Raw genomic sequence first — 24,154 nt, forward strand, 5'->3', positions numbered from 1 at the left:
TTCAGCACACGGATCTGACTTGCCCCGGAACTTAGCAAGGCGCCAGCGCTGGCCGATGCTTGCGGATCACTTCCTGAAAAGGGCCCCGGACGCGGAGAGTGGCGAATCGGGGGGCACGGGCGGCCAGTTTCGGCGGGGATGCGCCCGGCTAGGAACTACTCACAGGTTGCCCCGTTAGCCGCCCAGCTTCACCAGCGGTGATGCGACAACCTCAAAACAATTGGAGAAGCGCAAATGGCGAAAGAGCCAAAGACACTTGACGATCTGTTTCACGATACCCTGAAGGACATCTACTTCGCGGAGAAGAAAATCCTCGCCACCCTGCCGAAGATGGCAAAGGCTGCGCATAGCGAGGATCTCAAGGCCGCGTTCGAAAAGCACCGCACCGAAACCGAAGGCCAGATCGAGCGCCTGGAGCAGGTGTTTGCCATCATCGAAAAAACGCCGCAGGGCAAAACTTGCGCAGCCATCGTCGGTATCACGGAAGAGGGCGCCGAGATCATGGAAGAATATAAGGGCTCGCCAGCTCTCGACGCTGGCCTGTTGGCTGCCGCGCAGGCGGTCGAGCATTACGAGATTTCCCGCTATGGCACCATGATTGCCTGGGCGGAGGAGTTGGGTCTTGATGACGCGGTTTCGCTTCTTGAGGAAACTCTCGAAGAGGAAGAGGCCACCGACGAGGCTCTGACCGAAATCGCAAAGACCGCGATCAATCAGCAGGCGCAAGCTGCGTAAAATCAAAATGCTCAGCGAAGAATGCCCCGCAAACGCGGGGGCATTCTGTTTTACAACAATCACAATGCTAGGCGGCGGGCCTTACTTTGAGAACGTTTAAGCGGCCGTCCACTCGAGCGATCATAGTTCACCTAATGACCGCCGCCGCTACGGTCGTGGCTGTCGGTTTCGACACTAAGGTGACTATCCCTAACCTATCGCTGGTGTTTGTTGTTCTAATGATCGTCGCGGGCGATAACCTCGGTTTGGACCCGTCTCTCTGCTCGGCGATACTTGGCGCTTTTACCTTCAATTTTTTCTTACGGAACTCACTTGCCGTCGACGACCCGGCGAACGTCTGGGCGATCGGAGAGAGACGCACCAGCGGTCCTCACAATTTTCATTCATCAGCGAAAAAAGGACTTTTTCAACACAATCGGCCCGTTGCCGACACTTCCTCCGCACCCCGCGATTTCCGCTTTTGAGAGATGAATACGCGGGGTGGCAAGATCAGCTTGCGACTCCAAAGGAGCCACTGACGCCTCGCTGCGACAGGCCACTTTGGCTCGCGCGACCAAGACGGTTCAGTCTTCCGAGCGCAGCCCCGCTTCGATGCGCTGGATCAGCCGCCCCCGCAAGGAAGGCACCACGTTGCCGAGGACGACGAATGTGCGGACGATAGGCAAATACGGCAGCAATGCCGCCGTCATCTCCGCACGTCTTTGGCCCTGAACCGAATAAGCAGCTAAATCAGATGGATTTTGCGGAGTGATGTCGGTATCGGGCGATGATGGAGATGTCAGCTAGTGCGTTTCGGCCATCGGTGACGCAGAGGTGGCGTAGGTAGTCTACTAAGTGGAGGGCTGGGCGAATTGCTCGAACAATTCACGCGGCCTGGCGCATGAAGACGGCATTCATTTCGGGGATCCCCGAAGCCCGCACTGCGGGACGTACGCGGGCGTCCGCGTCCTCCGCTCCTTCGGCAGCAACGAGGAGCTGCGCGATAAGCGCCTTTTTCTTTTGCTGGGCAGTTTCATCTTGGAGCTGCAGGCCTCGCAACATCATCAAACAAGATCGCTGACACAGAACTCGCTTTAATGACTCGACTCGTTCAGTGAAGTTGGAAGACGTTTAAGTCGTCTGGGCGCGGACACCGGCTTTATGATCCTGACCTTGGTATCGCGTTCGCGATTTCCGCTGGGCGCAGGGCCCGCGAGCGCAGCCGTGCGGCAGCGCTGGCGAGACGGCAGGCGTCTCTTTGGGTGTTCAGGAAAGTGCGGTGCCGCCCGTCGGCTAATATTTCAGGAAGCGGAAAGGCTTTTGATCGCCGCTATCGCGCCGGCAAGGTCTTCCTGGAAGAACGGTTTTGCAAGCTTCGGCAGATTTTTACCCGCTCCGTCCGGCAGCTCCGAATAGCCGGTGGCAATGATGATGGGCAGACCGGGCCATTCGGTCAGCGCGGCATTCGCAAGCGCGATGCCGGTCATGCCGGGCATTACGTGATCCGAGATCAGAAGGTCGACGTTATGCCGGCGCAGAAGGTTTAGTGCCTCAGGCCCGCTGGACGCGCAGAAGACGGTGTGACCGAGGTCCTCAAGCATCGCGCATGTGTTGAAGGCAACAAGGGGATCGTCGTCAACGCTGACGATTGTAAGCGCGCGGGTTTTGGGAGCCTCCGCGCGGACAGGGGCGTCTGCCGGTCTCTCGTCGTCAGAGTTTGAAAGCGGCAGGCAAAGTTCAACGGTGGTACCTTCGCCGGGCTTGCTCTTAAGGACCAGCTTCCCGCCTGACTGCTCCGTCATGCCGTGCACCATGGGCAGCCCCAGCCCTGTTCCCTTGCCGACGCCTTTGGTCGTGTAAAACGGCTCTATGGCGTGCATAAGGGTTTCTTCGTCCATGCCGGTTCCCGTGTCCGTGACGGAGACGCACGCATAGCGGCCCGGCTTGATGCCCGGCTCCTTCGTTACCCGCCGCTCGTGCGCGGAAATGACGATGGAGCCGCCGTTTGGCATCGCGTCTCTGGCGTTCATTGCAAGATTGAGCAGCGCCAGCTCCAGTTGGTTTGCGTCGGCCGTTATCTTCGGCAGGCCGAGCGGAAAGCGGGTTTCGATCTGGACGGACGGGCCGAGCGAGCTTTGAAGCAAATCCGTCATGCCGCGGACCAGGTCCGTGATGTCGACTGCCTGGAGGTTCAGCTCCTGCCTGCGCGCGAAGGCCAGCATGCGCTGCGTCAAAGCCGCGCCGCGCTGAGCTCCCTGCAGCGCGTTGTCAAGAAACTGGGTTAGCTGCGGATCTGCGGGCATGCGCCGCCTTAGAAGTTCGAGGCTGCCCTGGATCGCCATAAGAAGATTGTTGAAGTCATGCGCGACGCCGCCGGTGAGATGGCCGATGGCTTCCATTTTCTGCGACTGGATAAGAGCTTCCCGGGTTCGCTCCAGCTCTTCTTCCGCCTTCTTGCGCTCGGTAATGTCGCGAGTTATCTTGGCGAAGCCAATGAGCGCCCCCTCCGTGTCCTTGATCGCGTCGACCACGACGTTCGCCCAGAACTGCGTGCCGTCCTTGCGGATACGAATGCCCTCCCGCTCGAACCGTCCTTCCGCGCGCGCCGTCTCCAGAGCGATTTCCGGCAATCCTGCCTTGCGATCTTCCTCCGTGTAGAAGGTTGAAAAGTGTCGCCCGATAATCTCTTCCGGCTTGTAGCCCTTGATCCGTTCCGCACCTGAATTCCAGCTCGATACGTTGCCCTGCGGCGTCAGAAGATAAATCGCGTAGTCGGTGACGCCCTGCACGAGCAGCTGGAACTGCTCCTGGCTCTTGCGCAGCTCGGCCTCAGCCGCGCGCCGCTCCGTCAGATCGCGCGTGACCTTGGCGTAGCCGAGCAATTTGCCGCTCCGGTCGCGGATGGGATCGATGATGACGTAGGCCCAGAAGCGACTGCCGTCCTTGCGCACGCGCCAGCCTTCGCTCTCGAACTTGCCTTCGCACGCCGCCGTCTCAAGCGCCCTTTGCGGCAGGCCGGAGGCGCGATCCTCGTCTGTATAGAAGCGGGAGAAATGCTCGCCGATGATTTCGGATTCCTCGTAACCCTTGAAGCGCCGCGCCCCGGGATTCCAGCTGCTAATAACCCCGGTCGGGTCCAGCATGTAGATCGCGTAGTCAGTGACCGCCTCAACCAGCATGCGGTAACGGCCGTCTGCCGACTGAGCGGCCTCAAATCTGTCCCGATACTCCAAAGCCACTCCGGCGGTTCCAATGAAAATCTGGCTTAACAGAAACACGCAGGTAATCTCATAAAGTTCCTTTTTCTCAAATACTTGCCATAAGAAAGGGCGGCCAAAACGGGCCGCCCTTGACGACTGGTAGGATACGTAGCGCTCAGCAGTCGTTGTTTCCCGCCTTGGCCTTCGCGCCCTGCGCTTCCTGCGCCGCGGTCGGCTGGCCCTGCATCTGCCGCTGCGTGTCCTGCGATGAGGCCGCCGTGTCACCCGAAGCCTTGTTCATCGCCCCTGTCGGCGGATGCTCTTCCGGGCGCGTGGCCGTTCCTGTCGTCGTTGCCTGAGCACTCGCGCCGGGCGTGGGGCCCGAGCCAGCATCCTTGTTTGCGGTGTTGCACGGTCCCGCCTGCGCAATGCCGGTGCTGAGAAGCATTGCCGCGCAGCCCGTGAGCAGAAAATATCTTGTCTTCATGGCCGGAGCTCCTGATTAAGGATTTGGGACAACACCGCCCCGAACGCTCCGGTTCCTGAACTTTACGAATTCACTTCGGCGGCTGCAGGCCCGGCGAGGTGAGCCATCCGTCGATGCGGGCGGCGTCCGCATCATGTGTCAGCTTTAGAAGCTGCTCGCGCTGGCCGCGAGACGGCAGGGTTTCAGCGGCTCGTTTAATCTCCACAGCTTGCTGAAGGAAACGCTCTTCCGAAGAAAGCGCTAGTTTGAAGCGGCGACTCCCAAACTGCTTTCAGCCCACGATTTGAACAGTGGCGGAAGTTCCGGCCACTGGAACTGGCTTTCTTAACCCTCAGTCGTAAATACAGTAGCCGCCGCAGGCTCTTCTGGAACACTAACCAATACAGAGACTTATCGTGGTTCAGTTTTGTGTCAGACGTATTGTCGCAGGTAGCATTATGGTTCAGGAAGATGCCCCTCCCGGCAGAAAATTCGTATTGGTTGTCGAGGATGAGCCGCTTCTTCTCCTGATGGCCGGCGACATTGTGGGCGATGCGGGTCTCGAAGCTATCCTCGTGCCCAATGCGGACGAGGCTATCCGAATTCTTGAATCCCGGGACGATATCAGCATCGTGTTCACGGACGTGCGGATGCCGGGCTCCATGGACGGCATCAGGCTCGCGGCAGCTGTTCGCAATAGGTGGCCGCCGATCAAGCTTGTCGTCGTGTCGGGCCATCTCACGGCGGACGCCGACCTACCGCAGGGCGCGCGGTTCTTCAGGAAGCCCTACGCATCGGACGAGATAATTTCGGCGCTGCGCCAGCTTGTCGCCTGAATTCTGCGAGGAACCCCTGCTGTTACCGGACATTCTTCTTGTGTTTCGGGTGAGCCGGGAGCGGGCGATGTTTTCAGGATTCATTTTCGATGTCGAAGGCACGCTGGTGGACAGCGTCCCGCAGAACCTTAAGAGTCTGCAGGACGCTCTTGAACGTTTTGGCTGCAGCGCGGACCACGATACTCTTCATCTCTATTCCGGGCTCGACGGCGACCAGACGCTGCAGCTTCTGCTGCCGGACGCAGAGGAGAAGGAGCGGAAGGATATCCTGAAAGCGCAGGGTGAGATTTACGAGCGCGATTATCTTCAGAGCGTGAAGCCGTTCGACGGCGTCCGCGATGTCTTCCGTGCTCTCATAGAGCGCGGCGGCCGGATAGCTCTTGCGACTGACTGCAAGGGAGCTGCGTTCAAGCATTATCTTTCGGTCCTAAAAGTAGACGATCTGATCACCGCGACAGCGTGTGGCGACGATGTGGAGCACGGCAAGCCCGATCCGCGTCTTGTCGGCATGGCGCTCTGGAAGCTGGGGCTTCCCGGATCACAATCCGTGATGATCGGCGACACGCCGTATGACGCCGAGGCCGGGCTCGAAGCAGGCACGAAGGCCGCGGGGGTTCTTACCGGGGGCTTCTCGGCTCAGGTGCTTTCAGAAGCCGGCTGTTTCGCCGTGGCGGAAGATTTGAAAGCGCTTCTTCCCAGGATCGAAGAAGGTGAAGCCAAGATAGACGCGAAGGTGCCAGTGAAGCGCCCCTCAATTTATCCGCGGCTTCGAAGCGCGTGACGCCAGAGCGCCATGCGCTTGTGTGCCGAAGCGGGTGCAACCGAGTGCTTGAACACTCAAGACATTTCCCTCCAAGAGACCGGAACGCCTAAGACCGCGACATCCGAGATGCAGAAGGCCATCCGCGTCCCAGGAACGAGAAACGTCCCGCCGCATTGACAGGAGCAATCTGGCGGAAAGCTGCCCCTACGATGCCAACCACTAAAACGAATGAAGTCAGCGGCCGCGCCTCGGCGCTCGGAGCGTTTGCAACGCTCGCCGCCGCTGTTGCGGTGGCGTACTTGGTGCCGGACGGTAAAGAAGAAAAAACCGGCCATGCGCGGGCAGGGGGATTTGCTTCGCCGCACGGCAGAAACGGCACGTCTCGCGAGGCGCTCGAACCCGGACGGGGCCGGCACGCGAGCGCCCCCTCTGAAATTCCCGCGCGCGGCTGGAAAGACATTCTGCTGCGCGTCTACCGAAACATTTCGGACCACCGGGTACTTGCGCTCGCCGCGGGCATGACCTTCTACAGCCTTCTTGCGATATTTCCGGCGCTTGCGGCGCTTGTCGCGATCTACGGTCTGTTTGCAGATCCCGGCGCAATCGCGGCGCACCTCAACGCGGTATCCGGATTCATCCCCTCCGGCGCGCTCGACGTGGCGCGCGACCAGCTGACTCGGCTTGCTTCGAACGGCGAAGGGACGCTCGGGGTCACCTTTGCGATCGGCCTTGCCGTGTCCTTGTGGAGCGCGAACGCGGCGATGAAATCTCTTTTCGACACTCTGAACATTGTTTACGCGGAGGAGGAGAAGCGGGGCTTCATTAAGCTGAACGCGATTTCGCTCACGTTTACCGCGGCAGCGGTCGCATTCATTCTGGTCGCCATTGCCGCGGTCGCCGTGTTGCCGGTAGCGCTCACATACATGGGCTTGACGGACTTCACAGATCTCCTGCTGCGCATCGCGAGATGGCCGGCTCTCGCTCTCGGCTTGGCCGTTGCGCTGGCGCTGATCTATCGCTTCGGGCCAAGCCGCGCGGCCCCGCGGTGGCGATGGATCTCATGGGGCAGTGTCGCGGCAGCGCTGCTGTGGCTCGCAGGATCAGCGCTATTCTCCTTCTACGCCGCCAACTTCGGCAATTTCAACGCGACCTACGGTTCGCTGGGCGCGGTCATTGGCTTCATGACCTGGCTTTGGATTTCAGCGATCGTGATATTACTGGGGGCGGAGCTTAATGCCGAGATCGAACATCAAACCGCGCGCGACACGACGACGGGCCACCGAAAGCCGCTCGGCACACGCGGCGCTCATATGGCTGATTCTGTTGGCGCAGCGAAGAGCTAACAAGAAACGTAAGACGGCTGCAGATGGCGAGTTCGGTCAGAATGAATGACTTCTGGGATCGGACGAGGCGTGAAATGCGCGATGCGATCCGCGAGTCCGGGCGGCCGGACCTGATGCTCGCAATATTCTCTGGCCTTATCGCTTGGGCTTTGGTCGCCGCGTTTCGGTTATTCGTAGCTGCGCTTCAGAGGTAGTAAACGCCTGGTCATTCCCGCGATACGTCCTCGCGAGCCGCGAGCGAAAGCGAAAGAATGTTGGACCCAGTACTCACGTCCAATGATTACGCCGCTTTTGCTCCGGTAGGCGGGTCACTCGCCGCTTTCGGAATCCGGACAGGGTTGAAAGAAAAGAGGCCGCCCGCGGCAGGCGTTTCGTCGCCGGTGAGGGATGCGGTGCCATCTCACGCGAGGCACTCAACAGACGAGGCGTAAACTGAGGGTGCGATTATCCTCGCGACTGGCGCAGGCGCGAGTGGCAGGCGAAGAACGTTGAAGCCCGGGACTGCTGTCCACAGTGCCGCTTCTTCCAGAGATGCGACAGACACTACCTGGCTGGAACCTCGCCATCCATTACTCGAATCAAAGCGAGCTTCCCATCTTCACTCAAACGAAAGTCGGCCGCGCCCGCAGCCACGCTCCCAGTCTACCTGGGGCACAGAATCCGCAGCGAGATATCGTGGCAACCGTGTTATTGAACAGATCAGAAATCGACTTAATCTCATCGCGGTCCATGAGAATGGCAATTAGTTGGTCCCCGCTTGGGGGCGCCAGCCCAGCGGTGATTTCCTCATTGCGGGAACCGGCTTCCGCGGCGACGGAGGGTTGCGCCTCACTATCAGCGTTTTCCTTCCCGCCCGACGCCGGGATTTCCAGATCCTGAACCGGCCAATGGTCGCGGTGCCTTCAACCCCAATTCTACCAGCCGGCGGATGGCGACCGGGTCGGCAGCTTCAAGACGATCCATTTTGGCCGGGGAGGGTGCTGATTCGACCTGCCGGAGCCTCCCGCTCGATTGAGTGCTAAGAAGCATCTCATTCGTCTCGTTGCCTTTGGTCGTGGCTATCCGGCTTCTTTGCCAACGTTGCAAGCCTTCCCTTTACCGCGGATGCGCTACGTCTAAGCGCTACCCCAATTGAGATATTAGAGCGGCCGGACGCGCGGAACTCGATCAGCCGCTTATCGTCATCTGCGGTCCACGGTCTTTTCAAGTTGTTTGCCAACGGGTGCCCCTCAATCAACCCAAAATACGGTAGATGACGGAGATCATTGCGTTGCCGAGGCAAACGGCGACCACCATGCAGACGATGACCTCGTCTCGATCGAACTTACGGGGCTCGGGTGTCATCGGTCGTCACGATCAAGGGCCAACCAGCATCCACGCACGGGAGCCACTCCATTAAAAACTGGGAAACAAGTCGATGTCCGACCTTTCGTTCCTGCGGATGAGCTCAGATAGAGGCTGCAGCGGGGGACGGAAGATCGCGCATCAACCTTCAGGAGGACGACTGAGTGCCGCGGGGCACGAGACGGTGCTGGCTGACCATCAAAACCAATCTCTCATCCTCCGAGCAGACTGCCCCAACCGTCGAATACAAACCGCAAATCCAACTCACACACACAGCCTGTAACGGACAGGATCAAACAAGGCTGGTCAGGTAACGATCCTATTCCAGCAACTGCCAGGCTCACAACTGACGATCACGAGTCGGATGAAACAAGAAATCCAACGAGTGTCCCAACCAATCCTGAGCAGACACTAGCCGCCGAGCAAACCACGATGAGGATGACTAGATCGCTAATTGTGTTCCAAAGTGAACGTAATGAAGTTAGCCGATCAGCAAGCCATCGTGCCCAACGTGTCGCAGCCGCCAATGGAACGAATGAATTCTGATGCAGTTGCCTGACTGTCAATTAGAGGAGGCTAAGCGATGGATTGGAATCGTGTGGAAGGCAGCTGGAAGGAAATGAAAGGTAAGGTTAAGGAGCAGTGGGGCAAGTTGACCGACGATGATCTAGACGTCATCGCAGGTAAACAAGACCAGCTCGAAGGTCGTCTGCAAGAGCGTTATGGTTACGCAAAAGACCAGGCGCAGAAAGAGATCAACGATTGGTACGGTCGTCAAGGTTGGTGATCAGCGAAGGGGCTTTGCGAAAGCAGGGCCCTTTCCTTTGAATGCAATCACGACTGGCACAGCCTTAGGAGGGATGGATGGCGACTCCGTCCGACGAAGAAGTCCGCGCCAGGGCATTCCAACTATGGAAGGATGCGGGTGAACCTCAAGGGCAGTCCGACGCATTCTGGTATCAAGCGGAAAAGGAATTGCTTCGGAAACAGACCGAGCCGGGCGAACTACCACCCGGCATGACGGACAACTTGCCAATTTGATACGCAAGCCTGATCAGGAGACGGTCCGGCCCGGGCCATCGGGACGGACTAGACTCTCTGATTCGATTGCATTCTAAAGCAGCGGCAAGCGCTTTCGCTGCTCGCGCGCCCCCTAGGCAAACCAATCGTTGATGTACATGCAGATGACGCTCTCCTCGCTAACTGCGAACAAGAATAGCGATCTATGATGGTCCCTCGCGATCACTTGATGTGAGATGCCTGTTTACCAAGTTGATCAATGACGTGAAAACCAGTTTCCCTAAACGGTCGGAAACGAATCCGGTCTAGGCTGCCTCCAACAAGCAATAAGGGGCGGCAGATGTTCGAGATCGTTAGGGTGCTCATCATCGCAGCGTGCGCATATGCCGGTTCAGCAGCAGCAAGAATTCAGTTCCCTCACCTCCCTAATTGCAATGAAGCTTGCGCGGAAATGGCCGGCAAAGCGAACTTGCCTTTGGAACGACCTCATCAACAGCAATTCCCGCGGTAACCACGTTCAGTTACGGACTGTCAGGGAATACGGCGTTTGCTCTCGTCAGGTCCTCTGGCGGAGATGGTTATGCCTATCGGACGGTACATGGCCTGGGTCGGGACAGCGCTGTTCGCGTTGCTGTTCGTAACAAATTGGTTCCTACCGCAATCTTTGGCGGATCCGCTAGGTGATGAAATCAACAGGCCAGTGATCCGGATTGCGTCAATACAACAGTCGCCGGAACGGATTGTCATCGACACGAACCTTCCAACAATAGTTCCTCCTCCGACACCTGCAGATGCAGCTACAGACGAGCCGCCTCAGCAGGTGCGGGCATCCGCACCAGCCATTCCTCGTATCCCGGTTGCGACCGCTGAAAAGAGGAAACCTAAGGCCAAGAAACAGGTGAACGAGGTTGCAGCCAAAGCGCCGCGGGCGGTATCGACGATGTCGGTCGCCAAGAGCGGCACAGCGACGAGCGCACCGCCTAACAGATTGTCATTCGGGAATATAATTTCGGGACAGCTAGTGAGAGGTCTGTTCAATCTGGAGTGATGCACAGGTGGATTAGCGGTCGGCGGATCGGGGCTGTTGTCAGCGCTTCTGTACCATCCATCTTCTGTTTATCGGGGGGCGCCTGAATAATCAGCGCGCGCTCAGAATGACGCGAATCTCTCTTAGCGGACGCGCGGACGCAGATACTCTCGATGGTTTTGTTTGCTTACGGCCCGGCCGATGATACATAACTGCGAACTCGGTAGTGCTCCATTCATGGAAGCGCTCGATTGAACGATTATGGCATCCTGGCGCTCATCACCATCGCACGTGGCCGTCATTCGTCGTCATACTCGTAACGTCGCGGGACGTAGTCTCTGTCGTATCGCCTGGGCCCCTGATTTCGCCCGTAACGCCTTTGCTCATTGTCTTCGCTCCGTCCTCGCGCATTATCTGTCTGTTCAACAGCAGCGCGACAAGGCGCGCTGAGTTGCGAGGCATTCCGACGTAAACAAGCGACAATTCTCCCAACATCGGGCACCTGCGCGCCGCATAGCCGCCAGACGTCGGGCGTGCAGGCCATCTGTTGTTCCTGTGTTCCCCGATACTCCTGCGAAACGGCTGAAGTTTGAACGATTAGACCGGAACTCAGTGCTATTACATAACCGAGAAGGACTAGATTGGCTCGCATGGCCATCCTTTGTTAGCATTCAGTTCCTAGGCCCCACCGAATGGGGTTTCCCAAAGTTGAAACGAATGCAGCTCGAGAAAGTTCGGGGGCACAACACGTTGTGAAGGCACCGAGGACGCTGTCTCGGCAGAGTCCACCAAAGCGCACTCTACTGCATATGATTAAGCTGAATGAGCGTCACGGTTCCTTTGAGGTCATTGCTACTGAGGGTAGGCGATACTTCCGATCAGTCCGGCTCCGCAAATGGTGCCGGACTTTTCGTATCCCAGCGCCAAAATTCCTCGCCATTTGCCTCGGTCGATACCGCCCCGGCCGCCTCTTGCTTTGAGCGTCGATGAACTCCTCAGCGAGATATTCCTGAGTACCCTCCATGATGGCGCGTCTCCGACTTTCTCCGTGCTGAAGTTCTGGTTCACGCGGTACCAGACCTTGTGGGATGCATGGTCCGTGAAACTTGCCACGGCGGGGCAGATTGCGTCGGGTCCGCTCCTCACCTCGCAGCAATTCTATCTCGGTGTCCTGGCGTTCGGACGCGGTTATGGAAGTGCCGAAATCAGCGGCGACAATGGTGTAGCTGGGACTGTCGAACTGCGCTTCGATCAAAAATCCAGCTATCAAGATCTGAACGGCTATCAGCTTTACGGTTTTGTCGACGCTGGACTTGCTTGGAACGATGGCTACCGTCCCAGCGATGGTCTTCACTCACCTTAGCTGGCGCGGGCATCCGGTTGTTTCTGACGGAGGGCTTAAACCCCCGTCGGTTGGCGGCCCTGGCTATTGCACCTGGCTGGGGCCGTTTTAACAAACGTTCCTCCACAAAAGAACGGCCCCTTACTTGGGAGGCTGGGGGCCGTGAAGTCGAGACCAGATTGCATGCCCGAAGGCATACTGCAGAGACGCCAGTGTTGGCGAAAAGTTCCTTGCCCTAGGGGGTTGCTTCAGCCGGAACGGGCGCGGTAGTAATCGTTGTTCCCGGTGCTAGGGGGCGAGGCGGACCGCCGACAACTTCTCCGGCCGCGTCCTTCTCGACTACTCTTGGACTCCACGGTCCCGAAATTAGCATAAGGGCTATCACACCCATAGCAACGAAGGCGGCCATCATCGGCCAACTCATTCTGCTCATCAAGTTCTCCCCTGGCCAAGAATTCCTAACCTGGTGAAGCTCCGCGGGTCCGCGTTAGCGCGGCGGAAGCAGACCGTGGGATGCATGCCACTCCTGCATGCGCGGCTGTCTCAGCCTGCGGAGCAGGCCGGATAAGTTGCTCACGCGCAAAACCTGCCGCAGTTCCCTTTGCTTCTTTGCGAAGACGTTGCGCCTCTTCAGTCAAGCGTTGATTTAGTGGGGCGGCTTGTTTGAAATGGCGTGTATGCTGCTGCATGCGCTGCTCCATTCCTGGAAAGGCGTAAGCGCGACTTGCGTTCTCATCACCGATAACTGCCACAGGACGGTGCGGTGATGGACCAAGTGTCGGACACCCGAAGTAGGAAAGCCAGTCAATATTTTGAATCGGGCAGGAAGCGACGCCAATAAACCGCCAGCGCAAGCTGGTGGGCAAAAAAACCGCCGCTGGGTTGAGACAGCGACGGCTCTAAACATCACTCTCGCGGAACATTATTGAGGGCGATCCGCGATTGATCCGACTGTAACTTGGAGAAAACGGAGGAAGCGTTGGGGCCCCACGGCGGTCAGCATGACTTACGTGCTTTTTGACTGATTTCGCTAAGTTCCGCGTAAACTGCGGGAGCAATAGGGCCGATGGGTTTTACGTGCGCAACGGCGGCAGAGACCTTGAATAAGGTTCTGCTGGAGCAGCGGCCGCATGGCTCCATCGCCGTCAGAGATGGCAACGGTCGATCGATCAATACCGACGAGTTGCTGCACTATGTAAGGACGAAACCATCCGCCAGCTTTTGGAGCATTAGGCCTTCAATTCAAGGGGGGCGCTGATGCACGAGGAGAAGCCGTCATTTACAATCGAAAAAGACAAGATCGGCCTCGGTAATAATTGCGCAATGGCCGGACGGTCGACGAAAGGTCGTGACCGGCTTCGGCAAAAGACCTGTGAAGCTCTTTGCCGATGCTGCGGGCGTCTTCTCCGGCTTCACCCATTGAACGCAGGACAGCCTCTTCCGTTTCCGGCCAGCGGCGCGTTATTTATGGCGCCCGCTGTGTCGTCATTTCGGATCCCGGCGATGCCGCCCGGCGAGCCGTTGGGCCGCATCCTGGTTAATCCAGTTCTGCGCCTCGTCCTCCGTTCCAAGCCAAGGCCAAGAAACTGAAGATTACCTTGCGCCGCGTAAGAACATGATCATGCGTGAAAGCCCTCTCGTCAAAACGATCTCCTGATCGCGACGATATCCCTCCTCTTAGCAGGATTATTACGCTTGCTTTACGCGCGGCCTTCGGGGGCCGACATCTCGCCCACAACACGCTGTAGTTGGTCACCGTTCCCGCAAGATCCGCCGACGTTTATCTTTTGCCGGAAACCGCACAGTAATGCGTTCTGCGCTGCTTAAGGTTGTTGGCAATCCAGGCTAAAAGACGATCAGTTGCGAACTCCTTCGCCCACTTGGGACGGTCTCAAGATCGCCGCGTCTCGACAATTAAAGTGGCGGCACGGAACGATCCTTTGAGCCGCCAGTTCGTCCTGCGCTGCAACATTTCCCAGAATCGTCCGAGATTTCGTGCACGCGCCGACCGAGTATCCCATGACCGCAGTTCCCTCACTGAAGCGTCTTCGCCGAGCAGTTCCAAGTCGGCGTCGTGATCGCAAGGCACCTTCGCTGGTTGCTGCCTCGGCGATAGCGATTGCAGCTCTGACTGCCGCCGCCATCGTCAACAAACGCCTCGCAAATAAGGCGGAACGTGACAATCCGCCTGCGGGCCGTTTCCTTGATGTGAACGGCGTCCGGCTTCACTACGTCGAACGAGGCACAGGCGACGCGGTGGTGCTTCTGCATGGTAACGGGAGCATGATACAGGACTTTGAATCCAGCGGTCTGATCGATCTCGCGGCTAAGGATCACCGGGTCATCGTATTCGATCGCCCCGGCTTCGGCCATAGCGAGCGGCCGCGCAGCGTCGTGTGGACGCCCGATGCCCAGGCGGCATTGATCAACGCCGCCCTTGCACAACTCGGCGTTTCCAATGCAGTTGTGCTTGGACATTCCTGGGGCGCATCGGTTGCGGTTGCAATAGCCCTGAAATATCCTGGCTTAGTCCGGGGCTTGGTTCTCGCATCCGGATATTACTATCCCACCGCACGGCCCGATGTCGTCGCGATGGGCGCGCCTGCCTTGCCGATCGTTGGTGATATTCTCAGCCAGACCATATCGCCTCTCTTGAGCCGGGTCATATGGCCTCTCATGTTGAAGAAGATCTTTGGCCCTAGATCAGTACCGGAGAAGTTCGGAGCATTCCCAAAGGAAATGGCTCTGCGGCCATCTCAAATAAGGGCATCAGCCGCGGAGTCGGCGTTAATGATTCCTGACGCTTTCATGCTGCGCGGTCAGTACGCGAATTTGAAGATGCCGGTAGTCATCATCGCTGGCGAGGAAGACAAGTTGATCGATATTGACAGTCAGTCAGCCCGCCTGCACTCCGACGTTTCTCACAGTGTGTTCCATAGGCTCGCCGGGAACGGCCACATGATACAACAGACTGCCACGGATCAAGTGATGTCGGCCATAAGGGAAGTGGCCGGCGCATCAACGCAACTTGAAGCCGCCGAATAGTAAGTCAACGCGCTTATTGCTTGGAACCCCGCCTAAAGTGGCGGGGTTTTTATTCTGACGGCGGGAAGGCATTAGGCTGCAGCGATCGTTTTCTCAATAATCGTGCACCCTATGACCGGTGAGGTCTTTGGAGATCTCACCGCGCTATCTAGCGGCGGCCTCATGGTCCTCCCGTTTCAACTAGGAACGCTTTGCGATCTCGCCAGTTGGCGCGGGCATTCGGAGGAAATAATCATGCGCGCATTATGCTGGCACGGAAAAGGCGACGTCCGGGTAGATACTGTTCCGGATCCGAAGATCCAGCACCCCCGCGACGCGGTCATCAAGATCACGGCCTGCGCTATCTGCGGCTCCGACCTTCATCTGCTAGACGGATACCAGCCAACCATGGAGAGCGGCGACATCCTCGGCCATGAGAACATGGGCGAGGTGATCGAATTGGGGTCCGAGGTCACGAACCTCAAGATCGGTGACCGGGTCGTCGTGCCTTTTACGATCAGTTGTGGGCAATGCTGGTTTTGTCAGAAAGGGTTGTTTTCGTGCTGCGACCGCACTAACCCAAATGCCGAGTTGGCGGCCAAGGCGATGGGGCAATCGCCCGCTGGCCTGTTCGGATTTAGCCACATGCTCGGCGGCTATTCCGGCGGGCAGGCCGAATATCTTCGCGTGCCGATGGCCGACGTAGGCCCCATCAAGATTCCCGACAGCGTCACCGACGAACAGGCGCTATTCCTGTCGGACATTTTTCCGACCGGCTACATGGCTGCCCTCAACGCCCAGATCGAGCCGGGCGACACGGTCGCGATCTGGGGATGTGGTCCGGTGGGCCAGTTCGCCATCCGCTCCGCGCTCATGCTGGGAGCCGGTCGAGTGATCGCGATTGATGACGTTCCCGAACGACTTGCCATGGCGGAAGCGGGCGGCGCCGAGACCATCGACTTCTCGAAGAACGATGTCTATGACGAACTGATGAAGCGTACCGGAAAACGTGGTCCTGACAGCTGCATCGACGCGGTCGGCTGCGAGGCGTCCGGACACGGGGCGGCCGATGCGGTGCTCGACAAGGTCAAGGCGGCAACTTTCCTGGCGACCGACCGCGTGCACGTCTTGCGCCAGGCGATCATGTGCTGCCGCAAGGCGGGAACGGTTTCCATTCCGGGCGTCTATGTCGGTATGGGCGACAAAATCCCGCTTGGCGCTGCTATGAACAAAGGGCTAACGATCAAGACTGGGCAGACGCACGTGCAGGCCTACACTAAGCCGCTTTTGCAGAGAATCCAGGCCGGCGAGATAGATCCGAGCTTCGTCGTCACACACCCCGCCAGCCTCGAAGATGCTCCGGCAATGTACAAGAAGTTCCGGGACAAGGAGGACGGGGTGATCAAGGTCGTGCTGCGTCCCGGCAGATGATGGAAAGCCGGTAGTATCGTGTTTTTCTTCTTTTCAAACCGGTTGGGTTGCGTGGGATCGTTACTGCTGTCGGGTGCTGTGACGGTCGCGTTGCTTTTCATGTTCGGGATGCTGCCGTTCTGACGACACACGTCTGCACGTGCCTGGAATTTACTTCGAGCGCGCATCTCGCCAACGGTGCTCAGGCTGTGGAACAGGATAGGAGCGACGAGGCGCAAAGAAAGTGCATCGGGGGCAGATACCCGGCGGGCATACTATACCATCACGACGCACATCCTCGGTGAACGTGAGAGCACTAGAATATCCACGGACCAAGCAGAAGACCTCCCAAAAGTAGAGATCGGAATGACGAGTCAGGCCGCTTTTCGCGCGAGCGAGGGCTTTCCGAGCCGCTCTATTGCTTCAAGGGGAGACCGTTCGCCCTCTCAATAGTCGGCCCAGGCCTTCGACTTGTTCAGCAGCTGAGGCACGGTGTGGATCGTATATGCCGCGGGATCCAGACCGCGCTTTACTTGCGCCCACGTCACGGGCATGGAGACCAGTGCGTTCGGCCGGGCCCGGGGCGAGAGAGGCGCCACAGCCGTCGAGAACTGGTCGTTCCGAAGGTAGTCGAGGAAGATCTTGGCCCGTCCGCTTCGCCTTGCTCATGTTGATGAGATAGCGGTCTGGACTCTCGGCGGCCATTGGCTGCAGACGTCCCGGGCGAATTGCTTCGCTTCGGCCCAATTCAGATTCTATCCTTTTTTTCGGGCGCGCGAGTGGCGTCACGACATGCAGACCTTTGCCGCCCGTGGTCTTGCAGAAAGATACTAGGCCGAGCTCGGACAGGCGGTCGCGCATTTCCTTGGCGGCATCGATGACGAGGCCGAAGCCAACGTCCGGCGCCGGATCGAGGTCGAAGACGAGACGGCCGGGAAGGGCCGGGTCACCGGGCTGGTTGTTCCAGGGGTGCAGTTCGACGCGCGCTCTGCGCTACGGCGGCCAAACCTTCGATCCGATCAATCTGCACATAAGGTTTTCGGTCGCCGGACACCGAGACTCCTCGAGACGGAGGTTGGACCCGCCCTTCATCGAATGCCTTTGGAAGAAGCGTTGTCCCCCGATGCCGTCAGGCGCTCCGATGATCGAGCACGGGCGTCCCTGGAGGTGCCCATCATCCATTTGCCGACATCCTCGAAATACCGGGCGAGGTCCAGCTTCGTTGACCGCACCCTCGCCATCGTCCGGCCACAGGACCTTGTCCGGGCCGGCTTAGGGTCACGCCCATCAAGACGTCATCACTGGAGGCCGCCGATGAACGTCTCGCGCGGGTGGTCGTTCTAGCCGGTACAGGTTTGGCGATGTCGGTGCTGCCCGAGGGAGCCGGCCGCTCGGCTTCGACCTCTCTCGCGGGCTTGTCCTGACGCAGTCCTTGAACGCCGCCTGGCGGCGCTGCGTCCCGAACTATATCGTGCGTCCGCCTGTTTCGAGACGATGCCTTCCAGAGACATCCTATTAAGGACGGCGTCGCCGCCGCTTTCGAAATGCTCGACGTATCGGATCTCGGTCAGATCCTTGCCATAGGCCTTCTCGATGAGGCTGGGTGCATGTCATCGCCCTGAAGCCTCTCGGCAAGGGTCTGCTGGGCACCACGCTCCGCTACCCGTACGCACTCCGGGACGAAGTTGACTATTTCGACGATATTCCAAGCCCAAGAGTAACGAAGGACATGGTGGATCTGGCGGCGCATCTTCTGGACACCAAGGCATCGAAGTTCAAACCGGACAAATTCAAGGGCAGGCAGGAAGGCGGGTCGCCCGAAAAGACCTCCGGCTCCCGGTAGCCGGCTATTAACCAACCCTCCTTGGGCGAAATTTTTTTATGACCCCCTTGAACTTTTTTTCGGTCTGACGATTCTTCTGTTCGCCGCACGATAAGAGCGGCCGGGGCGCCTTCGGGCCCCGTAGTAGAGGCGGGCGCCGGCAGGTGTCCGGCGCCGGCTCGTACCCATCTTGCTCTTAGGAGGATTTGGCTATGAGGTATGATTGGACTCCCCTGTGGAGGTCGACTATCGGCTTCGACCGCCTGTTCAACGTTCTCGACGAGGTCCAGCGGACCGCGGAAGAGAGCTTCCCCCCGTACAATATCGAACGGCTGGACGAAAACCGCTTCCAGATTTCGGTGGCGCTTGCCGGCTTCACGCCGGACGAGGTAACGCTGACGGCCGAGGAGAACGTCCTGACCCTCGAAGGGAAGAAGGCCGAGAGGGAAGAAAAAACCTTCCTGCATCGCGGCATCTCTACCCGCAACTTCAAGCGCCAGTTTACGCTTGCCGACCATGTCGAGGTCGGAGGCGCGCGCTTCGAGAACGGGCTGCTCCTTGTCGAGCTGCAGCGCGAAATCCCCGAGGCCATGAAGCCGCGCCGCATTGCCATTAGCGGCGCAGCTCCCGGCAAAGTCACCCAGATCGAGGCAAAGGCCGCTTAATCGGCCTGCGCCTTGGACCATCAGCCGCCGCGCGGGTGCGCCCGCGCGGCACCTCATTGAATGGAGGCAGCCATGTGGACGACGCCCGCTCCCATCGTTTTGGACTTTAACGCCCTTCTTCACCCCGGCACGGTTTTCAGCCATCCGCGCGATGTCGTTGCCGACCCGACGCTCAGTCTTTCGGAGAAGCGCGCAATCCTGGCCTCATGGGCATCCGACGCGTCCGCCATCGCATCCTGCCCGGCCTTGCGCGCGCCGGATGGGCTCATGGCTCCTGTGAGCATTGACGAAATTCGCGAAGCCCTGTGCGCGCTGGATGGAAACGGCCCGCGCAATCCGCCAGCCCGCGAGCGGATGCGCCTGCGGTCGGCCGAGCGCCGGGCAGGGGTCTGACGGGGGAAATTGATCGAGCCGCATGAGGCGACCACGGCCGCCTCACTGCAGGGCTTTCGTAACTTCCGATTTCGCGGACATAGTCCTCGATAAGGCGACTTTGCTCGTTCGTGAGCCTGTCGTTCCCCTTTGGTCTTCGGTCGGCGGTTCTTCGTCGCGCTTCATCTTCTGGAAGTCCCATCCCCCTCGGGAGGGACTGCGTTAATCTGGATCAAGGATCTTCCCGGACCTGTCGGCGATCAAAATTTCCGTGCCGCATACCGCGCGCCGGCGTACTTGCCGGAAGTTCCCGACAGTCTTGACGCACGAATTTGTTGCGTCGTTGGCGAATGCGCGAAGATTGCGGCGCACAATGCCGAGTTTTCCCGCTGTGATCGATTAATTGCAAAACCCACTCACGTTCGGGCCCCGCGTTTTCGGCTAACGTTGCGGCTTAGGAACCTATTCAATTCCAGACTGTTACGAGCACTCGTATCTTCTGGAGGAACCAAGATGAAACGGTCGTTAATCATGCTTTGCGCGGGGCTTATGTTGACCGGTGCGGCATCCGCACAAAACCCGCCCGCAAAGTCGGGACCAAACAACAATGCTGTCAACAGCCCCGGACAAAACAACTCAAACGCGCCAGTAGCCGGCCGCAACAGCTTCACCGAAGGCCAGGCCAAATCGAAGATCGAGGAAGCTGGCTACACCGGCATTTCAGGTCTGAAGAAAGACGACAATGGCGTTTGGCGCGGAAAAGCCAGCAAAGGCGGATCTGCAACCAACGTGAGCGTCGATTTTCAGGGCAACGTCAACGCAGCCAAGTAAGAAGAAGGATTTTCACATGACGGTTACAATTTCTCGTCTTTATGACTCTTACGCCGATGCTCAAAAGGTCGTTCGGGGCTTAGAGGCTGCCGGCGTCCCGCATTCGGACATCAGCATCGTCGCTAACAACTCTGACAGCTGGTACGACACCGACAAAAAGGTCGATCGTGATCGCGATGGCGTCGATGATCGTGCCGAAGGTGCCGGCAAAGGCGCGGGCATCGGTGCCGGTCTTGGCGGTGCGGCAGGTTTGCTGGCCGGTCTCGGGCTGCTCGCGATTCCCGGCCTTGGCCCGGTAGTGGCTGCCGGCTGGCTCGCGGCAACGGCAGTTGGCGCGGCGGCCGGGGCTGCGACGGGCGGCATCGTCGGAGCCTTAACGGAGGCCGGCGTTTCGGACGAAGATGCGCACGGTTATGCGGAAGGTGTTAGGCGGGGCGGAACGCTCGTTTCGGCCCGGGTGCCGGACGCGGATCGCACGCGCCTTGACGCAATCCTGAACACGTCTGCGGTCAACCTGCGAGACCGCAGCGCGGTGTGGCAGAAGACCGGCTGGAAAACTTTCGATCCTGCGAGCCAGCCTTACGGGGCCGACGAGGTTCGCAAAGAGCGCCAGCTCTACGGCAACACTGCCGGAATGCGCTGAGCGATAAAAGGCCGGCCCGCCTCGGCGGGCCGGTTTTATCGGAACCCGCCCATCGATTTCGAGGCATTTCCGTTTCAGAACGCTTAGCCTTCCGTCGCCTTCAAGCGTGGCCAATTTGATTTCCGCGAGGTCTTCGACGTTCTGTTCCCGCAGTTCAGGCCCAGCTCTACGAGTCGGCGGATGGATCGCCGCCACTCGACGCTATTTTTTGAACGCTTGTTCCGCCCTCTCAATTGCGTCCATGCAGCCAACCACAAAAGCCGCAAGATCGCGCTTCATAACCTTTTCTTTGCCCGCTTTTTCGCTGCAAAACATTTGCCGAGCAATTTCGGCCTGCCGCTTTCGCGCGGCCTCATTATACTCCGGGCTTATACCGGAAATTGCGTTATCAAGCGGAAAGGCAAAAGTAGAACAAAACACTGCAATTAACAGGAAACTAATTCTGCTCAAAATGTTGCTCCTATCTCCCAACCTTCAGCGACAACGCGGCCAGTCCGCGGGATGGCTACTGTGTCTCGCTCGGCTTAACCCGTTCATGACTTTCAGACTTTTCAGCCGCGCACGCGTCCATTCCCCAGCACCTGCTTCGATACCACCAAGTCCCTACGGTGATTGCGCAGCCGATTAGCACCAGGAAAAGTAGGACGCTCAACCGTCTATTCATTTTGCGCCCGTCCTACTGCCTCAGCTTCACAAGCTGGCGAAAATCAATGCCCCCGGTGCAAAGAGAGCAACGGGGTTTGCAGAAATGAGAAGCAACTACCTGAGTTTCCTCGCGTCGACGGGGTTCTCTGGCGAGCCTAGGCCGGATCCCGGCGAGCCTATTGGCTTGCCGTTGGTCGAGGTTCCTATGCCAACGCCCGGTCCACTCACGCCCTCACCATTTTGCGATGGGGTGGTGTTGCTTCCTGAAGTAACAACGTTCTTCTGATCTTGAATGGTCTGCGTCTTGCTCGTCGATTGCGTCGTCTGCTGCGAATTCATCCCGTTGTTTGTGGCGCCGCCCGTTGCTCCCGTGGTAGCTCCGCCGCTTGACGCGCCTCCGGTTGCGCCGCCACTGCCTCCGCCGCTACCGCCGCCTCCACCCTGAGCAAACGCCGTTATCGGCGAGACGACGATCGCTGCGGCGACCAAAACGGCAACAGAAATCCGGCCGCCCGCGGCCGCACCGACCTCTTCGTCTCGAGCGTCCGCTGGATGTCGGTACCGTACGCCTCGTGATTGCCCCCGACGTAGATGACGGGCCGGTCCGGCACGTGCTCCAGCAACCACTTCACGCCGCGTTCCATTCTCGGAATCAGGTCGCCGGCGATGATCAGGACGTCGAAGCGCGGGCGCGCGTCTCCGGACGGCAGATCCCAGCCGCGGGTCAATTCCAGATGCAGGTCGGACATGATCCAGAGCAGCACGTTGTCAGTCCTTGTCGGTTTCGTGGTCGTCGAGCCGTTCGGCTCGCAGCAGCATCTCGACGAAACCATCGGGCAACTCCTCGACGCCCAGCGCGAACTGGACTTCGATCGAGGCACAGCGCGGACATTCATGACGTTCCGCCTGGTAGACAAAATCGCCTTCCTGGCCGCAGGCGCGGCAGCGAAAACGCGCCATGACTATCCCTCCGAATTCGCGGATGGCGGCGATACCTCGGTCAAACTGTCGGCCGTGCGGTCGTAGCGCGCGTAGTACATGTCCGACGCGCGACCCGCCGGCGCAGCCGGCGGACGTTCTCGAAGCCCGGCTTCTTCGGAACCCGATCGCCCGCGGCGAGCTTGTCGCAGAGCGTTGCGAACCATCCGCGATCGATGTAGCGGCTGCCTTCTGCGCCGCAGATTTCGCACGTACAGGAGGAGCGGGCGGTCGCCAGATTGACGGCTTCGAGGATCTTGGCGGCGGTCCCGTCGGACACATCTCCAGTCCAGTCGGCGCGCAGAATGGCCATCTTCTGCTTGATGCGGACGAATGCGAACGTCTCGCGATCGCGAAGCGCGCTCTCGATCCGGTCGCAGAGCCGCTCCAGCGTGTCGCGCCAGCCCTCGCCGCACTGCGGGTAACCGAACGAAAGGTGGGGCTCGCCCTGCACGCTCTCGAAGAGGCGGGCGTGCGCTCGCATCAAGTCGGCCTGCCAATTCATGGTGGGCGTCATCTCACTCCTCCTCGATGCCGAGTTCGGAGGGATCCACGTCCGTGAAGGAATCCGTCTCGCGGTTGTAGCGGCGGCAGGTGATGGCGTTCATCCGGCCGGCCGCGAACTGACGCACAATGTGGAGGTTTTCGAAGCCGGGTCGCGGATCGACGGGTTTACCCTCGGCGTGGGTCGCGCAGCGGGTCGTCAGCCAATCACCGGACTGGTGCAGAAAGCCCTCTTCGCCGCACTCCTCGCAAGTGCAGGCGCTGCGGGCCTCGGCCAATACGATCGCGTTCTCAACATGGGCAGTCGCTGCGGGAGAAAGCGCGCCGTCCCAGTCGACTCTTAGGGACGCGTACTTTTCCTTGATCTGCGTGAACTTGAAGGGGGCGCCGTCGGCCTCGACCGCCGCCCGGATCCGGATGCAGGCGCGGTCCAGGACGTCCAGCCAGCCCTGACCGCACTCCGGATAGGCAGCTGCGGTGCCGGGCTGGTCCGCCGGCGGATGGAAGAGGTCGGGGTAGAACCCGATCAACTCAGACCGCCAATCCCCTACAACGCGCGCCATACGCCACACCCAACGCAGAATTCAAGAACACGAGGCATTTGCTCTTTGTCAATGATAGACAAAGTATACCTATATCAAATATATATCTATGTATCTTTCGGTGCGTAAATTTATCTATATTTTCAAAGGGATGTTAAAGCGACTTGGCGAGAGACCTTCGATTGCGGGGGAAAATGCCTGAGCGGGTAGCCCAATCTCTTGCTGCGGCCCGCAACCCATGGGACGGTCTCCGGGATTGCACAACGCGCGGGCAGCCTGATGGCGGAAAAGAAGACGGCCGGCAAACCGGGTCGAAAGCCGCCGGACGGCGAGAAAAAGCAGTTCCTGATGTCCATAAATCCGGACGTCATCCGCCGGATCAAGGCCGCTGCCGCGCTGCGCGACAAGACGGCGTCGCTGGTGTTGGAAGAGGCCGCCAAGGAGTGGCTCGACCGGCATCCGGACGGAAAGAAGTGATAACCCAAGCTTGGCGGACTTCGCTGGAACCATTTGAGAGCAACTCTTTACAAAGCCGTTTGGCGGCGCCTTCCGATCCCTCCATTCCCAGGTCGATTGCCCCATTTCGGCGGCGCAATAAAAGGGGTTGCGTACATAGTTGTTGTAGACCTTATGATGTGCACGATGTGGTTGTCGGCAGAATAT

Annotated in this window: 23 protein-coding genes and 3 pseudogenes; 16 read left to right on the forward strand and 10 right to left on the reverse strand. The window is 59.0% G+C overall.

The features are described from left to right. Positions 1-234: 234 nt before the first annotated feature. Both ACPPVP_RS08050 and ACPPVP_RS08055 read left to right on the forward strand, forming a co-directional pair. Positions 235-735, forward strand: coding sequence for a ferritin-like domain-containing protein (locus ACPPVP_RS08050; RefSeq protein ID WP_426532929.1), 501 nt, complete (start codon positions 235-237; stop codon positions 733-735). A 134-nt stretch (positions 736-869) separates the two neighbouring features. Then, positions 870-1,199 carry a DUF4118 domain-containing protein gene (locus tag ACPPVP_RS08055; protein WP_426532931.1) on the forward strand — a complete coding sequence of 110 codons (330 nt, stop codon included), beginning with the start codon at positions 870-872 and terminating at the stop codon, positions 1,197-1,199. Positions 1,200-1,298: 99 nt separating this feature from the next. Here the strand turns inward: ACPPVP_RS08055 and ACPPVP_RS08060 are convergent, their stop codons facing one another. The 3 genes from ACPPVP_RS08060 to ACPPVP_RS08070 form a co-directional block, all read right to left on the reverse strand. Further along, on the reverse strand, positions 1,299-1,424 hold the full coding sequence (locus tag ACPPVP_RS08060) for a hypothetical protein (RefSeq protein ID WP_426532937.1): 126 nt from the start codon (positions 1,422-1,424) through the stop codon (positions 1,299-1,301). A 591-nt stretch (positions 1,425-2,015) separates the two neighbouring features. Beyond that, a complete protein-coding gene (locus ACPPVP_RS08065; RefSeq protein ID WP_426537730.1) occupies positions 2,016-3,947 on the reverse strand; it encodes a PAS domain S-box protein in 1,932 nt (643 codons plus the stop codon). A 142-nt stretch (positions 3,948-4,089) separates the two neighbouring features. After that, on the reverse strand, positions 4,090-4,401 hold the full coding sequence (locus ACPPVP_RS08070) for a hypothetical protein (RefSeq protein WP_426532939.1): 312 nt from the start codon (positions 4,399-4,401) through the stop codon (positions 4,090-4,092). Positions 4,402-4,838: 437 nt separating this feature from the next. On the opposite strand from ACPPVP_RS08070, the gene ACPPVP_RS08075 reads away from it, so the two are divergent. From ACPPVP_RS08075 to ACPPVP_RS08110, 8 genes and pseudogenes are all read left to right on the forward strand, one after another. Continuing rightward, positions 4,839-5,216 (forward strand): response regulator, encoded by a 378-nt coding sequence (locus tag ACPPVP_RS08075; protein ID WP_426532941.1) that lies wholly within the window; start codon positions 4,839-4,841, stop codon positions 5,214-5,216. A 67-nt stretch (positions 5,217-5,283) separates the two neighbouring features. After that, positions 5,284-5,997, forward strand: a complete 714-nt coding sequence (locus tag ACPPVP_RS08080; protein ID WP_426532943.1) for an HAD family hydrolase — start codon at positions 5,284-5,286, stop codon at positions 5,995-5,997. 191 nt (positions 5,998-6,188) lie between these two features. Beyond that, positions 6,189-7,322, forward strand: a complete 1,134-nt coding sequence (locus tag ACPPVP_RS08085) for a YihY/virulence factor BrkB family protein (RefSeq protein ID WP_426532945.1) — start codon at positions 6,189-6,191, stop codon at positions 7,320-7,322. A 1,927-nt stretch (positions 7,323-9,249) separates the two neighbouring features. Then, positions 9,250-9,453, forward strand: a complete 204-nt coding sequence (locus ACPPVP_RS08090) for a CsbD family protein (protein WP_426532947.1) — start codon at positions 9,250-9,252, stop codon at positions 9,451-9,453. 77 nt (positions 9,454-9,530) lie between these two features. Further along, positions 9,531-9,707 carry a DUF2934 domain-containing protein gene (locus tag ACPPVP_RS08095; RefSeq protein WP_426532949.1) on the forward strand — a complete coding sequence of 59 codons (177 nt, stop codon included), beginning with the start codon at positions 9,531-9,533 and terminating at the stop codon, positions 9,705-9,707. A 2,030-nt stretch (positions 9,708-11,737) separates the two neighbouring features. Beyond that, positions 11,738-12,093 (forward strand): annotated as a pseudogene (locus ACPPVP_RS08100) (ShlB/FhaC/HecB family hemolysin secretion/activation protein); the annotation flags it as partial. A gap of 1,981 nt (positions 12,094-14,074) precedes the next feature. Then, entirely contained in the window at positions 14,075-15,100 is a 1,026-nt protein-coding gene (locus tag ACPPVP_RS08105; RefSeq protein WP_426532951.1) for an alpha/beta fold hydrolase, read from the forward strand. Positions 15,101-15,334: 234 nt separating this feature from the next. Next, positions 15,335-16,510 (forward strand): zinc-dependent alcohol dehydrogenase, encoded by a 1,176-nt coding sequence (locus ACPPVP_RS08110; RefSeq protein ID WP_426537732.1) that lies wholly within the window; start codon positions 15,335-15,337, stop codon positions 16,508-16,510. Positions 16,511-16,935: 425 nt separating this feature from the next. On the opposite strand, the gene ACPPVP_RS08115 is transcribed toward ACPPVP_RS08110, so the two are convergent. Together ACPPVP_RS08115 and ACPPVP_RS08120 are read right to left on the reverse strand one after the other, a co-directional pair. After that, positions 16,936-17,088 carry a hypothetical protein gene (locus ACPPVP_RS08115; RefSeq protein WP_426532953.1) on the reverse strand — a complete coding sequence of 51 codons (153 nt, stop codon included), beginning with the start codon at positions 17,086-17,088 and terminating at the stop codon, positions 16,936-16,938. A gap of 106 nt (positions 17,089-17,194) precedes the next feature. Further along, positions 17,195-17,464 (reverse strand): annotated as a pseudogene (locus ACPPVP_RS08120) (ATP-dependent DNA ligase); the annotation flags it as partial. A 631-nt stretch (positions 17,465-18,095) separates the two neighbouring features. Between ACPPVP_RS08120 and ACPPVP_RS08125 the strand changes: the two are divergent. The 5 genes and pseudogenes from ACPPVP_RS08125 to ACPPVP_RS08145 form a co-directional block, all read left to right on the forward strand. Then, positions 18,096-18,296 (forward strand): annotated as a pseudogene (locus ACPPVP_RS08125) (Ku protein); the annotation flags it as partial. A 227-nt stretch (positions 18,297-18,523) separates the two neighbouring features. Next, positions 18,524-18,976 carry an Hsp20 family protein gene (locus ACPPVP_RS08130; protein ID WP_426532955.1) on the forward strand — a complete coding sequence of 151 codons (453 nt, stop codon included), beginning with the start codon at positions 18,524-18,526 and terminating at the stop codon, positions 18,974-18,976. Positions 18,977-19,048: 72 nt separating this feature from the next. Then, complete coding sequence (locus ACPPVP_RS08135) at positions 19,049-19,369, forward strand: hypothetical protein (RefSeq protein ID WP_426532957.1); 321 nt, start codon at positions 19,049-19,051, stop codon at positions 19,367-19,369. Positions 19,370-19,861: 492 nt separating this feature from the next. Next, positions 19,862-20,179 (forward strand): hypothetical protein, encoded by a 318-nt coding sequence (locus ACPPVP_RS08140; protein WP_426537734.1) that lies wholly within the window; start codon positions 19,862-19,864, stop codon positions 20,177-20,179. 16 nt (positions 20,180-20,195) lie between these two features. Beyond that, complete coding sequence (locus ACPPVP_RS08145; RefSeq protein WP_426532959.1) at positions 20,196-20,822, forward strand: general stress protein; 627 nt, start codon at positions 20,196-20,198, stop codon at positions 20,820-20,822. A 201-nt stretch (positions 20,823-21,023) separates the two neighbouring features. Here the strand turns inward: ACPPVP_RS08145 and ACPPVP_RS08150 are convergent, their stop codons facing one another. The 5 genes from ACPPVP_RS08150 to ACPPVP_RS08170 form a co-directional block, all read right to left on the reverse strand. Continuing rightward, complete coding sequence (locus ACPPVP_RS08150) at positions 21,024-21,272, reverse strand: hypothetical protein (protein ID WP_426532961.1); 249 nt, start codon at positions 21,270-21,272, stop codon at positions 21,024-21,026. Between the two features lie 650 nt (positions 21,273-21,922). Further along, the gene (locus tag ACPPVP_RS08155) at positions 21,923-22,231 is read right to left on the reverse strand and encodes a metallophosphoesterase (RefSeq protein WP_426532963.1); all 309 of its coding nucleotides are present in this window, start codon (positions 22,229-22,231) and stop codon (positions 21,923-21,925) included. Between the two features lie 4 nt (positions 22,232-22,235). Continuing rightward, positions 22,236-22,427 (reverse strand): hypothetical protein, encoded by a 192-nt coding sequence (locus ACPPVP_RS08160; protein ID WP_426532965.1) that lies wholly within the window; start codon positions 22,425-22,427, stop codon positions 22,236-22,238. Positions 22,428-22,467: 40 nt separating this feature from the next. Then, a complete protein-coding gene (locus ACPPVP_RS08165; protein WP_426532967.1) occupies positions 22,468-22,962 on the reverse strand; it encodes a hypothetical protein in 495 nt (164 codons plus the stop codon). Position 22,963: 1 nt separating this feature from the next. Further along, positions 22,964-23,479 carry a hypothetical protein gene (locus ACPPVP_RS08170; protein ID WP_426532969.1) on the reverse strand — a complete coding sequence of 172 codons (516 nt, stop codon included), beginning with the start codon at positions 23,477-23,479 and terminating at the stop codon, positions 22,964-22,966. A 291-nt stretch (positions 23,480-23,770) separates the two neighbouring features. Between ACPPVP_RS08170 and ACPPVP_RS08175 the strand changes: the two genes are divergently transcribed. Then, complete coding sequence (locus ACPPVP_RS08175) at positions 23,771-23,968, forward strand: hypothetical protein (RefSeq protein WP_426532971.1); 198 nt, start codon at positions 23,771-23,773, stop codon at positions 23,966-23,968. Positions 23,969-24,154: the final 186 nt, after the last annotated feature.

Origin of the sequence: Bradyrhizobium sp. McL0615, from assembly GCF_049993905.1 — a bacterium.
Taxonomy (GTDB): domain Bacteria; phylum Pseudomonadota; class Alphaproteobacteria; order Rhizobiales; family Xanthobacteraceae; genus Bradyrhizobium.

Excerpts from the sequence above, each read along its gene's own strand:
- ACPPVP_RS08050 (WP_426532929.1), top strand. The coding sequence starts at position 235 with ATGGCGAAAGAGCCAAAGACACTTGACGATCTGTTTCACGATACCCTG.
- ACPPVP_RS08055 (WP_426532931.1), top strand. The coding sequence starts at position 870 with ATGACCGCCGCCGCTACGGTCGTGGCTGTCGGTTTCGACACTAAGGTG.
- ACPPVP_RS08060 (WP_426532937.1), bottom strand. The coding sequence starts at position 1,424 with ATGACGGCGGCATTGCTGCCGTATTTGCCTATCGTCCGCACATTCGTC.
- ACPPVP_RS08070 (WP_426532939.1), bottom strand. The coding sequence starts at position 4,401 with ATGAAGACAAGATATTTTCTGCTCACGGGCTGCGCGGCAATGCTTCTC.
- ACPPVP_RS08075 (WP_426532941.1), top strand. The coding sequence starts at position 4,839 with ATGGTTCAGGAAGATGCCCCTCCCGGCAGAAAATTCGTATTGGTTGTC.
- ACPPVP_RS08080 (WP_426532943.1), top strand. The coding sequence starts at position 5,284 with ATGTTTTCAGGATTCATTTTCGATGTCGAAGGCACGCTGGTGGACAGC.
- ACPPVP_RS08085 (WP_426532945.1), top strand. The coding sequence starts at position 6,189 with ATGCCAACCACTAAAACGAATGAAGTCAGCGGCCGCGCCTCGGCGCTC.
- ACPPVP_RS08090 (WP_426532947.1), top strand. The coding sequence starts at position 9,250 with ATGGATTGGAATCGTGTGGAAGGCAGCTGGAAGGAAATGAAAGGTAAG.
- ACPPVP_RS08095 (WP_426532949.1), top strand. The coding sequence starts at position 9,531 with ATGGCGACTCCGTCCGACGAAGAAGTCCGCGCCAGGGCATTCCAACTA.
- ACPPVP_RS08105 (WP_426532951.1), top strand. The coding sequence starts at position 14,075 with ATGACCGCAGTTCCCTCACTGAAGCGTCTTCGCCGAGCAGTTCCAAGT.
- ACPPVP_RS08110 (WP_426537732.1), top strand. The coding sequence starts at position 15,335 with ATGCGCGCATTATGCTGGCACGGAAAAGGCGACGTCCGGGTAGATACT.
- ACPPVP_RS08130 (WP_426532955.1), top strand. The coding sequence starts at position 18,524 with ATGAGGTATGATTGGACTCCCCTGTGGAGGTCGACTATCGGCTTCGAC.
- ACPPVP_RS08135 (WP_426532957.1), top strand. The coding sequence starts at position 19,049 with ATGTGGACGACGCCCGCTCCCATCGTTTTGGACTTTAACGCCCTTCTT.
- ACPPVP_RS08140 (WP_426537734.1), top strand. The coding sequence starts at position 19,862 with ATGAAACGGTCGTTAATCATGCTTTGCGCGGGGCTTATGTTGACCGGT.
- ACPPVP_RS08145 (WP_426532959.1), top strand. The coding sequence starts at position 20,196 with ATGACGGTTACAATTTCTCGTCTTTATGACTCTTACGCCGATGCTCAA.
- ACPPVP_RS08160 (WP_426532965.1), bottom strand. The coding sequence starts at position 22,427 with ATGGCGCGTTTTCGCTGCCGCGCCTGCGGCCAGGAAGGCGATTTTGTC.
- ACPPVP_RS08165 (WP_426532967.1), bottom strand. The coding sequence starts at position 22,962 with ATGACGCCCACCATGAATTGGCAGGCCGACTTGATGCGAGCGCACGCC.
- ACPPVP_RS08175 (WP_426532971.1), top strand. The coding sequence starts at position 23,771 with ATGGCGGAAAAGAAGACGGCCGGCAAACCGGGTCGAAAGCCGCCGGAC.